Genomic DNA, 13,675 nt, shown 5'->3' with positions numbered 1-13,675 from the left:
CCTCAAGAGCTTCCAATCGAATCTCAGCTTTGAGGCGCTCTTCCGCATACATTTTTTTGAGCCGACGGTTCTCTTCTTCAAGCTCTTTCATGCGCTTCATGAGCGAAGTGTCCATGCCGCCATATTTTGAGCGCCACTTGTAGAACGAAGCTGAGCTAATACCATGCTCACGGCATAGTTCAGGGACTGGAACTCCAGCCTCATTTTGTTTGAGAATTGCCATAATCTGGCTCTCAGTGAATTTTGATTTGCGCATAGAAAACTCCTTGAGTTTATATTAATGGAATTTTCTACAAATAGCCTCTGTGGTTTTGAGGGGGGATTACACAACCATGGCCAACATCCATCAGAACGTGATTTTCGCGCTGGGTCTGAAAGGTGTGTTCCTCATTACCACGGTGCTAGGTATCACCGGCCTATGGTTCGCAGTGTTGGCCGATACCGGCGCAACCGCGCTGGTTACGCTGAATGCTTTACGTTTATTGCGTTTTAAGGGTAAGCGTAACAGCAACCACTCCTATTAAATCGCACAAACCCAGGCGGGCGATTTAATTAGGTACTGTTTATAAGCGGATAATCTAATACAGTCAGTGATCGATGTTATCACCATCTTTAATGTGCCGTATCTGCTTAAACAGCTCGATTATTGTCAATGGCAGAAATACCATACTCAAGGCAAGCTTAAAATTTAGAACTATTTTGTAACTTATGAATCCCGAGATACTTTATACAGCTACAGTTACTTTAAAACTATTTTGTTATTTTTACTTGGATTTTGTTTAAAGTAAGAGTTTTTAGCTGTTTTAATTTAGATCTATTTTGTCATCCCACAGCAGTATTGCGCTGCAAAAAAGTTGTTAGTTTGAGGGCTTCAGTACAACCAACGTTTCAAACACTGGCATTTTTTGTGTGAATCTTTTTAGATGCGAGTTCAGTGATGTTTTCTAAAAAAATATATCACCCAGCAATGACACCTAAAAACTCACCCAGCACGATTAAATCCTCGCCATTATTTTCAAGCACAATAGGTGCGTAACCAAATGCATTGGTATCAGGCTTTAACTGTATCCTTGCATTAACCCACTCATCGTTATCGATGTTTTTTTCACTTTGATACACCTTTACTGTATAGCTGCCACCGTGATCTGGATCATCGATATCCCGATGCTGAACTAAAACTGTTTTACCATTACGAGTTCCGCCTGGCGCGGCCTTAAATAAACACCAAGAACCATTCGCTATACGACGATTCATAGACTCACCCATTACTCGCATAACAAACATGCCTTGGCTTGCATTGATATACTCAGGCAGCTCAACCCACTGAGTCTCTTCTGGGGTTTGGGTTTCACTAAAATTACCCGCTGCCGCATACACCGTATAAATAGGCACATGAGTTTGATAGGGCAGTGCTTCTTTAAAAGACACTACAGATAAGTTCAACCCCTTATAAGGGGAAACGACTGTTTGATCTGACTCGTCATAACACTGGGTCATGGCCATAAAGTAGTCACTGGTTTCAGGGTCAGTACAATAGATATAACAGCCTTTTTGACCTCTCGTCATCAACGTTCTATAAGTGTTTTTAATAATCTCACTGGTTATTTGACGTGCTTCTTCAGGGGATTCTTTAAGCATTTTCTTATAACCACGAATGGATCTGTCATTTGATGATCGCTTACCCGCATCAGTAATTGCTATGCCATTACGAATGACAAAGTCATCTCCAATAATCACACCAATATAATCTAGCTCTAAACCCTGACAAGTATGAATGCAGCCTACCTGCTCAACTGAATGATCTGCTATCAGCCATAAACTACCGTCGTCTTTTAAGTTCCACTGCGCCTTAAAACCATACTCAGGAATAGTGATGTCGAAAGCTGATTTGTCCTTTTGGCTTGCCCAGTCCCAGCAATACCCAGCAACCATACGCGCTTTGTTGGATAGGCGATTTTTCTCTACTATGGCTGCACGAAGAGCATTAGGGTCTTCAAAAACTTTAACTTCATAATCTATATCATCAAGGGTTGGGTTCGCGGTATCTCGTATTTGCAGACTATGATCCACCCAAGCCAAGTATCCATCCGAGCCATTACAACGAAATTGTGAAGCAAGCTCGAGCTCAGTCACACTAGAACCAAGTTCTTGCGCCCAGCGCCTAATTGAATCAATGGTGCCGATATCTTTCAGCGTTACACGCTGGGCTTCATCGATAAAAAAGATATTAAAGCGCGAACCATATATCAGCTCCTTGATCTGGTTTTCACCTAAGTTAGCGTACAAACCTGACTTTTCATTGAGCCTATGTGCTTCATCAATCAATAATGCTCCAAATTGATCGGCGATGACCTCTGTATACGCCCCTGAGCCTTTAAACATTTGATCAATATGAGTTTTCTTTCTAGATCCAGTTAGCTTCTTTTTAAAGACTTCTCGAGGCGCTGCGTTTTTAGAAACATACTGCACAAGCATTTCACGCTTGGTCAGCTCAGCTAATAAATTGATGGCTACCACTGACTTTCCTGTACCAGGGCCACCTTTGACGATCAGTGTCTGTTTCTTTTCAGTCTGTGCTTTATAAGCAAGGTGGATTGCCGTTTCATAAACCAGCTTCTGCTCATCCAATAGCAAGAACTCTGTATTTCCGTCGAGCATCGAAACCAAAGCATCTGCTAGGTTTTTAGATGGCTTAATTACACCATGCTCAATGCGGTACATAATGTTGTCACTATCACCATATTTCACATACTGCTTAAGAAACTCTGAAAGCTTTAAGGCATCTTGTGAAATAAACACAGGCGCTTTTTCTGTATGGCTGGCATAGAAAGGATCATTAATAACTTTGTCTGACTTCATATTATGAAGATAGGCACAAGGTTGCAGGCGTATAGATTCTAACCGAACAGTCTCGTTATAATTTTCAATCGTCGCTGAATAAGACCAAGCTTGGTAAGAAGGGTGATTTGTCTCCACCTCGCCATGCTGAAAACGTGTTTTCACAATGGCGTCTTTATCGGTTTTCTTTACCTCTTGCCATTGTTTTAGTTCTACTATTACGGCGGTATCGTTACGCTGGTGATCCTTGCCGGTAAGGATAAAATCGACTCTGCGATTGGTCATCGGCAGATTGTACTCAATGGCTACGCCAGCTGAGGAAGGAATCGCATCATCCCAAAGAACTTGGGACATGTATTGCAGAGAGTTTTCCCAAGAGATTTTTTCGTTGCGGGGAGAGTTTCGGTTCAGCTTACGCAGTACTTCATTTTCGATTATTTCTGCAATTTTATTTGATCGTACATCCTCAATAAATTCCCTTTTTGTTGCTGAGTAAACAATCATTAAATATGCCCTTAGCTTAACTAATATTCATTGTATTTCTTTGAGCTGCCTCTAACTGTTGCGGCAGGATATTTTTCTTCATTTTTCTTTAACTTCTGCTCGATTGCAGCAGCAATATCCACACCCACTTTATCGGCTAAACGAATTAAATATAATTGAACATCGGCAATTTCATCTGTAACCGCAGCCAGTTGATCTTCATTCAGAGCATGTGATTGATCTTCTGTTAGCCATTGAAAACACTCTACAAGCTCACTGGCCTCGACACTCAAAGCCATCGAAAGATTTTTAGGGGAATGAAACTGATCCCAATCACGAGCATCAGCAAAATCACGTAAACGCTGACGTGCTGATTCTAAATCTTGCATAAAAACCTGCCTGTAAGAGTTAATTTTAATAGCGTTCTAACCTAGCTTTTAATAATTTCAAAAGAACCTTTAATCACCAATGCAGCTTATATATTTAAATCTTCAAAGTATCAGTATTTTTCACTGCGATAACTATTAAATCAGTTATAAAAAAGTCGCGCAAAACCCTAAACACCTCAAATAAAAGAAAAATGTGATCGCACCTACACTTTCCCCAACCGTTAAAAATCAAATTGAGAACTTAAAACTCTCTGCCAGCTATCCTATAATGCTTAACTAAAGGCCATAAAGGCTGATCATCTTTTTACGCTAGGGTTCTGAATTTTCAGTCTTGAATAGAGGCACAGAATAACGATAGCTACTGACATTGATCAACAAAAAACTCTAGCAAAACCTGTGACGGTGGAGTAACGCTATCACTCATTAAACTTGGACCATAACAAACCCCAGCTATTCTGAAGTGCTGGGGTTTTTATTAGATGACAAAAACAGCTTAACGCAACAACTCCATTACCTGCACAGTGTGCTCTTTATCTTGGGTTGGCATTACGAGCTTGCCATCAGCCATTGGCTCGTTAATTTGCGAAATACCAATCATCTGTCCTTGAGCGCCAAACAAAAAGAAATGACCTTTGGCTTTAGCCGTTAGTTCAGCCAGCTTGGTGCGGCCTTGCTCTGTCATATCGAAGACAATAAAAGTTTTACCGTCTTTAGTCGCGAAAGCCTCAACGCCTTCCATATCGCCACGATTGAGGACTGGTAACGGTAAAGCGTAGAGCTTCTTATCGTCGCCTAAATCCACAGTTAACAACTCAGGACCATTCTGCAATTGAGCTAAATGCACGGTAATCATCGCATCTTCAGCCTGTTGCTCAGAGCTGGTTTGCGCGCGTTCGGACGGCGTGGTCACAGTGGTTTCAGCAGGTTTTTTCGCATTACTAGACTCTGACGACGGCGCAGTGCTTAGACTCTGACAACCGACCATCAACATTAAGCCCAATGCCAGCGCGGAAAACTTTAACGATGTATTACTCAACATAATCTCTCCTTGAGCGATCAAGCATAACCCGAACTATCGCTTATTTTTGACGAGTTTGACTCGCTTACAGCAGAGTCTTGCACGGTTATCTCCACTCTAAGATTAGGTGTGAAACAGCTGATTAGTTCAGCCTGGTAGGTTATCTAAACAGGTTATATCTTCGCACGCCACTGGCAAAAATGATGTTTAACGCTAAAATGCCTGCACCCTCGCTAGCCATGGAAAATCCGGTGCATCCAAGCCTAATTGATCAACTCAACAGCGCCCTACAAGCTCGTGTCGCTGATGCGCAGTTAATCGTCAGTCTACTGCCGGATTTACCCCTAAAGCTGTGGCTGATTGATCCTAGCACCATGCAGCGCCCCTTTAGCCCGGAAGAAACCCAGCGCCTACTCGATGAGCCGCCGTACTGGTGTTTCTGTTGGGCCAGTGGTTTAGCCTTAGCGCAATGGATTTTGCAGCATCCTGAGCAGGTAGCTGGCAAGCGGGTGATTGATGTCGGTGCAGGCAGCGGTATTGTGGCTTTAGCGGCAAAACAAGCTGGAGCCAAAAGCGCTGTTGCCTGTGATTTAGACCCCATCGCCCTACAAGCCTGTCGTGCCAATGCAGAGCTGAATCAACTGGAGTTGTGTTACAGCGAGGATTTATTTAGCGAATCAGAACCCTATGATGTGCTGTTTGCTGCGGATGTGCTCTACGATGCAGCCAACCTGCCATTGCTCAATCGTTTTCCAGATTTCGCCCAACAGATCATCATTGCCGATTCAAGACAGCGCAATTTTCAGCATCCGTTGTTTAGCAAAAACCAAACCCTCTACGGCGAAACTCTCCCCGATCTTGCCGAACCCGAAGAGTTTCGCCAAGTGAGCTTGTATCACAGTAGGTCGCCCCACGCGTAAGTCGTCCATTCATGGGCGACAACAATCCTTGACCTTCACCCTGTGGTAAGCTTTATCGTACAAGCTGACTCTAATAGCGCAGGTGATGACATGACGACCTTACAGACTCTTCAAATTCCTGTACGCGGCATGACCTGTGCGTCCTGTGCTGGGCGTGTTGAGCGTGGCTTGCTGAAAGTGCCCGGTGTTGAGCAGGCGGTGATCAATCTGGTCACTAACGAAGCCATTGTCCATCTCAAACAGCCGGTCGCTTTAAAAGATTTAATCGAAGCGGTTGAAGACAGCGGCTATCAAGTGCCTTTGCATGGTTTTGATTATGCGGTCACGGGCATGAACTGCGGCTCATGTGTGGGGCGGATTGAAAAAGCGCTGGCACAAAGTCCAATTGTGATCAGCTATCAAGTCAATCTCGCCACTAAACAAGCGCATGTGCAGTTGTTGGCTGGCGAAGATCCAGAACTGATCAGCCAATGGCTCACCGAGCACAATTATCCGGCCAAGCTACTGGTGGACAATCAGCGTAAAGCCGATGATCTCAATAGCCGCCAAGCCGCCGAACAGTCGCAGCTGAAGAGACAATTGAAATACGCTTTCTTGTTTGCCACGCCCTTATTTATCTTAGAAATGGGCGCGCATTTTATTCCGCCATTTCATGCCTTTTTACAACGTACTTTTGAGACGCAACACCTGTGGTACGCACAGGCAATTTTGGCCGCGCTGGTACTGTTTGGTCCCGGTCGTGACATCTTGAAAATGGGTTGGCATGGCCTGCGTCGTCTCGCGCCAGACATGAACTCGCTGGTGGCGCTGGGTACTTTATCAGCCTTTACTTACTCAATGATCGCAACTTTTGTGCCGCAAATCCTGCCTGCGCAAACGGTGAATGTGTACTTTGAAGCCTCTGCGGTGATTATCGCGCTGATTTTACTCGGCCGTTATCTGGAAGCGCGCGCTAAAGGCAGTGCCGCTGATGCAATTAAACGCTTAATCAATCTGCAGCCCAATCAAGCGCGGGTGCTGATTAACGGTAAAAGCCAAGACAAACCCGTGGCAGAAATTCGCACCGGTGAAATCTTAGAGATTCGCCCCGGTGAACGCATCGCCTTGGATGGAGTGGTGGTTTCGGGTAATAGTTTTGTCGATGAATCCATGCTGACTGGCGAGCCTATTCCGGTAGCAAAAGAGGCCGACGCGAAAGTGATTGGCGGTACGGTTAACCAAACCGGCAGTTTGCAGGTGAAAGTTGAGCAAGTCGGTGCCAATACCGTATTGGCGCACATTATTCGTCTGGTTGAACAAGCTCAAGGCAGTAAGCTACCGATTCAAGGCTTGGTTGATCGCATTACTTTATGGTTTGTCCCCGCGGTGATGGTTGCCGCCTTGCTGACCTTTATTATGTGGATGATTTTCGCGCCAGCACCTGCCATCAGCTTGGCGCTAGTCAATGCCGTAGCGGTGTTAATTATCGCTTGCCCGTGCGCGATGGGTTTGGCGACTCCCACTTCAATTATGGTCGGTACCGGTCGCGCCGCGCAGCTCGGCATCCTGTTTCGCCAAGGCCAAGCGCTGCAAAACCTTAAAGATGTCAAAGTCATCGCCGTTGATAAAACCGGTACTTTGACCGAAGGCAAACCACAACTGACTGATTTTACTGTCACCGCTGGCCAACAAGATAATGCCGTGCTGACACTGGTTGCCGCCGTTGAGCAGCAATCCGAACACCCTATTGCCCAAGCCATTGTGCAAGATGCCGAGCAACGCGGCTTAAGCATTCCAAGTATTACTGAGTTCCAATCGATCACTGGCATGGGCGTGCAGGCGCTGGTCGATGGTCAGTTGGTACAGATCGGCGCTGACCGCTTTATGCACAGTTTAGATATCAGTACTGATCAATTTTCTGCCCAAGCGCAACAACTCGGTGAGCAAGGTAAGTCACCGATGTATGCGGCGATTGCTGGTCGCTTGGCAGTGATGATGGCGGTCAGTGACCCGATCAAATCGAGCAGTAAAGCAGCGATTGATCATCTGCATCAGCAAGGCTTACAAGTGGCGATGATCACCGGCGATAACCAACATACCGCCAATGCCATTGCCAAGCAGTTAGGCATTGATCATGTGGTCGCGCAAGTGCTGCCCGAAGCGAAAGTTGAGGCCGTCAAAGCATTGCAACAACAATACGGCCAAGTGGCGTATGTCGGCGATGGCATTAATGATGCGCCAGCGCTGGCCGCCGCCGATGTCGGGATTGCCATTGGTACCGGTACCGATATCGCCATGGACGCGGCTGATGTGGTGTTGATGTCTGGCCATTTAACCGGCGTGATCAACGCGCTGGCTTTATCTAAAGCCACCTTGCGCAATATCAGCCAAAACCTGTTCTGGGCCTTTGCTTACAATATCGCCTTGATTCCAGTGGCTGCGGGGATTCTTTACCCGTTCAATGGTACGTTGCTGTCGCCGGTTTTAGCTGCCGGTGCGATGGCGCTATCCAGCGTGTTTGTGGTTACCAATGCGCTACGCTTGCGCGGTTTTAAAGCACCGCTGGAGGCGTTATGAATATTGGCGAAGCCTCAACTGCTTCAGGCATCAGCCGGAAAATGATTCGTTACTACGAAGAAACTGGCTTGTTAGCGCCAGCACCACGCACCAGTGCCGGTTACCGTCTTTACAATGACAATTGCGTGCAACAGTTGAGCTTTATTAAACGTGCGCGTGATTTAGGTTTTTCTTTAGAGCGGATTAAAACTCTGCTGGATTTATGGCAGAATACTGACCGACAAAGTGCTGATGTGAAAGCCTTAGCGCAGCAATATATGGTCGAACTGGATCAAGATATTATGCATTTGCAAAGCATGCGCCAGCAGCTCGCGGAATTGGTTAGCCAATGCCACGGTGATGGCCAACCGGCTTGCTCCATTCTTGATGGTTTGGCGAAAACTGATAGCACAATATTGGCGGGTAAAATCTAAATGCAAGTGTGGTCAACACGGATTTATCCAAGACTCTGCGTGGTGCTTTTAGCGCTGTGTTTAGTCTTGACCGCGTTGCAACCAGCTTTTGCGCATCACTCACCGACTCCAGCGTTCAGCACGATGCAGACAGATATGCACAGTCAGCACGCACCCAGCAGCCAGGCTTCGGTGAGCTGTGATGTTGATTGCGCAGGAACGGTCCATCACTGCTGTTTGTATGCTTTGTGCAGCAGCCAGCCACTGATACTGACAAATCCAAGCACAGCACAACACAGTTTGCTGCCGTATTTTTTCAACTCCAGACACGTCTCTCCGCTGACTAAGCCACCCAAGATGGCTTTGAGTTAATTAATTCAATATTTTTTAATTTCGGAGTACGACCATGCAAACATTATTCACTCGCCTAATCTCAGTCGGCGCATTCAGCTTATTCGCCAGCCAAGCACTGGCCGCGCCCATCAATGCCACCTTGCACAAAGACCCTAATTGCGGTTGCTGCGTTGAGTATGCAAACTATTTAGAAGACAACGGCTTTAACGTGAAAATGATCGATCACGCCAATATGACGCCAGTCAAACAACGCTTAGGCACCGCACAAGCCGCCAGCTGCCACACCGTAGAAATCGAAGGCTATGTGGTGGAAGGTCATGTGCCTGTCGCAGCAATCAACAAGATGCTCACCGAGCAGCCCAAGATCAAAGGCCTAGCTCTACCCGGTATGCCAATGAACTCACCGGGCATGGGTCCCGAGAAAAAAGGCAGCTTGCAAGTGCTGGAATTGGATGCTCAGGGTAAGCCAACTGGCATTTATATTACGTTGTAAGCAACATGTCGGGCTAAAGCCGCGACCTACAGGTGCTTAGTCTGTAGGTCGCGGCTTTAGTCCGACAGATCAAGACTCTGTAAGTCGGTCTTTAGGCCGACAAAATCATCACAATGCAACTGTAGCTCGTCCATTTATGGGCGACAAAACACTGTAATAAACTAAAAAATGCCTGCATCCAACCCTGCAGCAATCGAAATCCCCAGCTCTTCGCATTGGGCTAAAAACGCCTCATCCCAAGAGCCCTTACACAGCAGCGGCTCTTGCACTTGCTGCCAGCGTAAACCGGTGAGAATGGTATTGAGCGCACGCAACGTACCTGTACCATCAAAGCCAGCACGCACGACTAGAGCGCAGGCTAAACCTTGTTTTTCTTCTAAAACGGGGTAGTAGGTTCTATCAAAGAAGTCCTTCATTGCCCCACTCATATAGCCGAGGTTTTCTGGCGTCATTAGAATAATTGCGTCGGCTTGCAGCACCTGCTCAGGTCCCGCCTGCAGCGGATTTATGCTGTGCACATCAACATTCTCGATATCAGCATGACGAGCACCGCGCAGGATAGAATCCAGCATGCGCTGTAAATTATCCGACGGCGCATGAGCAATAATAAAGAGTTGTTTACGTGGCAAATCAGTCATTTCCCTTTCCTCCAGCACCCATTGCGGGCGAGCCGCCCGCGCTCCCAGAACTTAGGCATTTCCTACTTCGACACAGCAGATCAATTGAGATTTTACTATACCGTAATTGGCTGGGTAGTTCTTATTAGCTCGCTCTATTGCACATTGAACGACGCTATAGAGCTAAGTTAAGCGCAGGGTTCTGATGAAGTTGCGCGGCTGGGAGCGCGGGCGGCTCGCCCGAATGTTTTTCGCAAATACGCTATAACCATCAACGGCCTCTATAAAAGGACACTTTACCATCGAGCATTATGATCAACACGAAGCATTCGACTCTTGCTAGACTAGAGTTATCACAACGCTCACTCCGTCGATAAGGGATAAAGACTATGCGTACTACTTTACAGCGCTTCACACTGGCCGGTGTTTTGTTTGCTTGCCCTCTGCTTGGCTTTGCCGAAGAGTCTGTCGGCGGCGAGCCTGACGTAACCATCGTACAAAAGGGCGACAAGACCGTTGAAGAATACCGTGTAAACGGCTTTTTGTACGCGGTAAAAGTCACCCCTAAAAAAGGTAAGCCGTACTTCTTAGTGCGCGCGGACGGCAGCGATGGCAACTTTATCCGTGCAGATAAACCAGAACTGCGCATCCCTTCATGGGAAATTTTTAGCTGGTAAATATCAGTTAATAAAAAGGGCGGCCTGTTTATCAGCGCCGCCCTTTTTATTATTAATCAGCTAGCCTATTGCGGCTTGCCTAATATCTCGGCAGCAGGCGCCGGTGCAGGCGCGTCTTCATCGCCGATTTCACCATGACCAACTAGGTCATCATCATGCTCGGCCATATTCCACGGCAGAATCCCCGGTGAGATATGTAAGAAGTGCAGGTACTTTTCAAACTGATCAAGAATATCGGTAATGATGTCTTGCTCATCGTAGCCATACACATCATAAGCTTGACCACCACGGCGCAAGAACACTTCTGCACGGTAATACTGTGCATCGTCTTTATTACCGGTGGTTTCAGGGAAAGAGAAGTCTGGCATCGCATAAGCGCGCAAACGGATTTCATAAATGAACTCCAACTTACCTTCCTGAAAGACCTGAAACTGCGCGCGTAAGTTTTTCTCGTCAAAGGTGACTTCCGCAACCCAGCCTCTGGCTTCCAACTCCTGCTCAACCTTTTTCATACCGGCAATACCCGTGGTACGAATAAACTTCTCCACATCTTCACAATGTGGGAAATCAACCAAGTTGGCTAAACGTTTTTTCCAGAAACCCGGACCCGACTTATAACCACCCGGAGTCGACTGCATATTCTGGGTCAGACTCATCTCTTGGTGGCCTTCAATAATCAGCGCACGCCACATCCCCACCATGGCAATCAGCATAATCACGGCAAATGGTAAGGCGCTGACAATACTGGCTGTTTGTAGTGCGCCCAAACCACCGGCTAACAACAAAGCAGCAGCTACCACGCCTTGCATCGACGCCCAAAACACTCGCTGCCAAACCGGTGTGTTAGCCACGCCGCCTGACGCCAGTGAATCGATCACGATGGAACCTGAGTCAGATGAGGTGACAAAGAAGGTGATAATCAAAAAGATCGTCAAGAAGGATACGATCGAAGTGAAAGGCAACAGCTCAAACAACTTAAATAGCGCTACGGCATGATCGTTTTGCACCTGATCAATCAGCGCGGTGTAACCATCCACCATAATCAAATGCAAAGCGGTATCGCCAAACACTGAGAACCATAAGAAGGTAAAGATGGTCGGCACCAGCATCACGCCCACAACAAACTGGCGAATGGTACGGCCACGGCTGATTTTGGCGATAAACAAGCCTACAAACGGTGCCCAAGCGATGGTCCAGCCGAAGATAAACAGCGTCCAGTTACCAATCCAGTCGCTGGAGGTATAGGCCTGTAGGCTAAAGGTGCGCTCAACAATATTGCTCAAATAGCTGCCAGTGTTTTCCATAAAGGTATTTAAAATAAACACCGTTGGACCCACCGCAAAAACAAACACCATCAGCGAAACAGCTAAACCGATATTCAGTATGGATAAGCGCTTAACGCCTTTATCCATCCCCGCCACCACCGATAAGGTGGCCAAGCAAGTAATCGCCACAATGGCAATAATTTGCACTGTGGTATTCACAGGTATCGAGGGCCATAGATAGTTTAAGCCCGCGTTAATTTGCGCCACCGATAAGCCGAGCGAAGTGGCAATACCAAACATGGTGCCGAGAATCGCAAAGGTATCGACGGCATGCCCCATCGGGCCGTAAATTTTATCGCCAATCAGTGGGTACAAGGTGGAGCGCATCGACAGAGGTAAGCCATGGCGGAAAGCAAAGTACGCCATCGACAAACCGACTAGACCGTAAATCGCCCAAATGTGAAAACCCCAGTGAAAAAAAGCAATCTGCATCGCTTGCTTGGCTGCATCTACGGTCAAGGCAGCGCCTGTAGGCGGCGAGGCATAGTGTAAAACCGGCTCAGCCACACCAAAAAATAGCAAAGCAATACCGTAACCGGCAGAAAACAGCATGGCGAACCACGACAGAAAACTGTATTCCGGTTGCGCATGATCAGGTCCGAGTTTGATATTTCCCCAACTGCTAAAAGCTACGGAAACAATAAACACTAAGAAAATCGCCACAACCAGCATATAAAACCAGCCAAAAGTGGTGGTGATATAGGCCAAGATGTCGGCAAACAGAAGCCCTGCTCTTTCAGGGTTGCTCATGGTGCCAATCACCATAAGGGCGATCACTAGGACCGCGGGGACAAATACGGGGAGAAGGATGGTGGAAACTTTGGACGACTTATCTGTTGTCGTTTTTTCTGAGGTCATAGCAAGTACTCCTGCACTTTTGCTTCAGCTTGGCGTCAATGTCAGTCTGTGTGAAACACGCGTTCAGCATTCAATTCAGACAAGATTGCACTGCCTGAATTACTGATCCCGCACTTCCAAAGTCCCTAACCCTGTCACAGGGAAATCCTCGCTGCAATAAAAAATGACCTTAATTTTCAATCAAAGGCGGCAAAAAACTGCGAAAAATGACTATTTTGTAGGAAATAAATGGCTTCAAAATGGGCAGATTTGCCTGCCCATAAATGGCCGACCTACAGACCAACCATCCCACCGTAATCCAGACAATTCATACAAACCCCAGGTCGGCTATCCATGGGCGACTCCAAGCATATGCAGTTAGGCAGCAAAATGTAGGTCGGCAGCAAAATGCAGTTAGGCAGCAAATGCAGTTCGGCAACCAAATGTAGATACTCTGTTTAAGCACAAGCTTTTTTATGCTCTTCGCTGAATAATTTTGATGAATCAAAGGGCGTGTTTAATTTTAAGCACGCCCAGATTCCTGTCAGCATTTTACGCATCACTGCGCACAGTGCTTGCATCTTTTTCTTGCCACGTTGAATCAGCGACTGATAAAAAGCGCGCACATTAGCGTCGTGAGTCGCTGCAGACAAAGCTGGCATAAACAGCGCTGTGCGCAAATAAGAGTTACCTGCTTTGCTTAAGCGACCAGGTTTGTTAATGCTTGTTCCTGATTGCGTTAAGCGCACATCAAGGCCAGCAAAGCGGCTGACCTG

Annotated in this window: 13 protein-coding genes; 6 read left to right on the top strand and 7 right to left on the bottom strand. The window is 46.8% G+C overall.

The window, feature by feature from the left end; all coding sequences use genetic code 11:
* Window positions 1–256: transposase (locus H591_RS0114225; RefSeq protein WP_022967634.1), on the bottom strand; the 256-nt coding region annotated here is incomplete at its 3' end.
* Window positions 257–332: 76 nt separating this feature from the next.
* Here H591_RS0114225 and H591_RS0114220 point away from each other — a divergent pair.
* Window positions 333–524, top strand: a complete 192-nt coding sequence (locus tag H591_RS0114220; protein ID WP_022967633.1) for a hypothetical protein — start codon at window positions 333–335, stop codon at window positions 522–524.
* Window positions 525–957: 433 nt separating this feature from the next.
* Here H591_RS0114220 and H591_RS0114215 read toward each other — a convergent pair whose 3' ends face one another.
* From H591_RS0114215 to H591_RS15560, 3 genes are all read right to left on the bottom strand, one after another.
* The gene (locus H591_RS0114215) at window positions 958–3,342 is read right to left on the bottom strand and encodes a DNA/RNA helicase domain-containing protein (protein WP_022967632.1); all 2,385 of its coding nucleotides are present in this window, start codon (window positions 3,340–3,342) and stop codon (window positions 958–960) included.
* 20 nt (window positions 3,343–3,362) lie between these two features.
* The gene (locus tag H591_RS0114210) at window positions 3,363–3,710 is read right to left on the bottom strand and encodes a nucleotide pyrophosphohydrolase (RefSeq protein ID WP_022967631.1); all 348 of its coding nucleotides are present in this window, start codon (window positions 3,708–3,710) and stop codon (window positions 3,363–3,365) included.
* Between the two features lie 493 nt (window positions 3,711–4,203).
* Window positions 4,204–4,749, bottom strand: a complete 546-nt coding sequence (locus H591_RS15560; protein ID WP_022967630.1) for a hypothetical protein — start codon at window positions 4,747–4,749, stop codon at window positions 4,204–4,206.
* 197 nt (window positions 4,750–4,946) lie between these two features.
* On the opposite strand from H591_RS15560, the gene H591_RS0114200 reads away from it, so the two are divergent.
* The 4 genes from H591_RS0114200 to H591_RS0114180 all read left to right on the top strand — a co-directional run bounded on the left by H591_RS0114200 (window position 4,947) and on the right by H591_RS0114180 (window position 9,443).
* Window positions 4,947–5,648, top strand: coding sequence for a class I SAM-dependent methyltransferase (locus tag H591_RS0114200; protein ID WP_408605549.1), 702 nt, complete (start codon window positions 4,947–4,949; stop codon window positions 5,646–5,648).
* A gap of 90 nt (window positions 5,649–5,738) precedes the next feature.
* The gene (locus tag H591_RS0114195) at window positions 5,739–8,204 is read left to right on the top strand and encodes a heavy metal translocating P-type ATPase (protein ID WP_022967628.1); all 2,466 of its coding nucleotides are present in this window, start codon (window positions 5,739–5,741) and stop codon (window positions 8,202–8,204) included.
* On the top strand, window positions 8,201–8,617 hold the full coding sequence (cueR, locus tag H591_RS0114190; RefSeq protein WP_022967627.1) for a Cu(I)-responsive transcriptional regulator: 417 nt from the start codon (window positions 8,201–8,203) through the stop codon (window positions 8,615–8,617). The genes H591_RS0114195 and cueR overlap by 4 nt, the downstream gene beginning before the upstream one ends.
* 385 nt (window positions 8,618–9,002) lie before the next feature.
* The gene (locus H591_RS0114180) at window positions 9,003–9,443 is read left to right on the top strand and encodes a DUF411 domain-containing protein (protein WP_022967625.1); all 441 of its coding nucleotides are present in this window, start codon (window positions 9,003–9,005) and stop codon (window positions 9,441–9,443) included.
* A 161-nt stretch (window positions 9,444–9,604) separates the two neighbouring features.
* Here H591_RS0114180 and H591_RS0114175 read toward each other — a convergent pair whose 3' ends face one another.
* A complete protein-coding gene (locus H591_RS0114175) occupies window positions 9,605–10,081 on the bottom strand; it encodes a flavodoxin family protein (RefSeq protein ID WP_022967624.1) in 477 nt (158 codons plus the stop codon).
* A gap of 368 nt (window positions 10,082–10,449) precedes the next feature.
* On the opposite strand from H591_RS0114175, the gene H591_RS0114170 reads away from it, so the two are divergent.
* Window positions 10,450–10,737 (top strand): DUF2782 domain-containing protein, encoded by a 288-nt coding sequence (locus H591_RS0114170; protein WP_022967623.1) that lies wholly within the window; start codon window positions 10,450–10,452, stop codon window positions 10,735–10,737.
* A gap of 65 nt (window positions 10,738–10,802) precedes the next feature.
* On the opposite strand, the gene H591_RS15555 is transcribed toward H591_RS0114170, so the two are convergent.
* Together H591_RS15555 and H591_RS15550 are read right to left on the bottom strand one after the other, a co-directional pair.
* On the bottom strand, window positions 10,803–12,920 hold the full coding sequence (locus H591_RS15555; RefSeq protein WP_022967622.1) for a BCCT family transporter: 2,118 nt from the start codon (window positions 12,918–12,920) through the stop codon (window positions 10,803–10,805).
* Between the two features lie 437 nt (window positions 12,921–13,357).
* Window positions 13,358–13,675: IS110 family transposase (locus H591_RS15550; RefSeq protein ID WP_022967328.1), on the bottom strand; the 318-nt coding region annotated here is incomplete at its 5' end.

This window comes from Denitrificimonas caeni DSM 24390, assembly GCF_000421765.1.
In the GTDB taxonomy this organism is placed as follows: domain Bacteria; phylum Pseudomonadota; class Gammaproteobacteria; order Pseudomonadales; family Pseudomonadaceae; genus Denitrificimonas; species Denitrificimonas caeni.
This window is presented reverse-complemented; position numbering and strand designations above follow the sequence as displayed.

What these genes read in the sequence shown, in the direction of transcription:
- cueR (WP_022967627.1), top strand. Translation starts at nt 8,201, where the DNA reads ATGAATATTGGCGAAGCCTCAACTGCTTCAGGCATCAGCCGGAAAATG.
- H591_RS15560 (WP_022967630.1), bottom strand. Translation starts at nt 4,749, where the DNA reads ATGTTGAGTAATACATCGTTAAAGTTTTCCGCGCTGGCATTGGGCTTA.
- H591_RS0114210 (WP_022967631.1), bottom strand. Translation starts at nt 3,710, where the DNA reads ATGCAAGATTTAGAATCAGCACGTCAGCGTTTACGTGATTTTGCTGAT.
- H591_RS0114215 (WP_022967632.1), bottom strand. Translation starts at nt 3,342, where the DNA reads ATGATTGTTTACTCAGCAACAAAAAGGGAATTTATTGAGGATGTACGA.
- H591_RS0114170 (WP_022967623.1), top strand. Translation starts at nt 10,450, where the DNA reads ATGCGTACTACTTTACAGCGCTTCACACTGGCCGGTGTTTTGTTTGCT.
- H591_RS0114195 (WP_022967628.1), top strand. Translation starts at nt 5,739, where the DNA reads ATGACGACCTTACAGACTCTTCAAATTCCTGTACGCGGCATGACCTGT.
- H591_RS0114200 (WP_408605549.1), top strand. Translation starts at nt 4,947, where the DNA reads ATGCCTGCACCCTCGCTAGCCATGGAAAATCCGGTGCATCCAAGCCTA.
- H591_RS15555 (WP_022967622.1), bottom strand. Translation starts at nt 12,920, where the DNA reads ATGACCTCAGAAAAAACGACAACAGATAAGTCGTCCAAAGTTTCCACC.
- H591_RS0114175 (WP_022967624.1), bottom strand. Translation starts at nt 10,081, where the DNA reads ATGACTGATTTGCCACGTAAACAACTCTTTATTATTGCTCATGCGCCG.
- H591_RS0114220 (WP_022967633.1), top strand. Translation starts at nt 333, where the DNA reads ATGGCCAACATCCATCAGAACGTGATTTTCGCGCTGGGTCTGAAAGGT.
- H591_RS0114180 (WP_022967625.1), top strand. Translation starts at nt 9,003, where the DNA reads ATGCAAACATTATTCACTCGCCTAATCTCAGTCGGCGCATTCAGCTTA.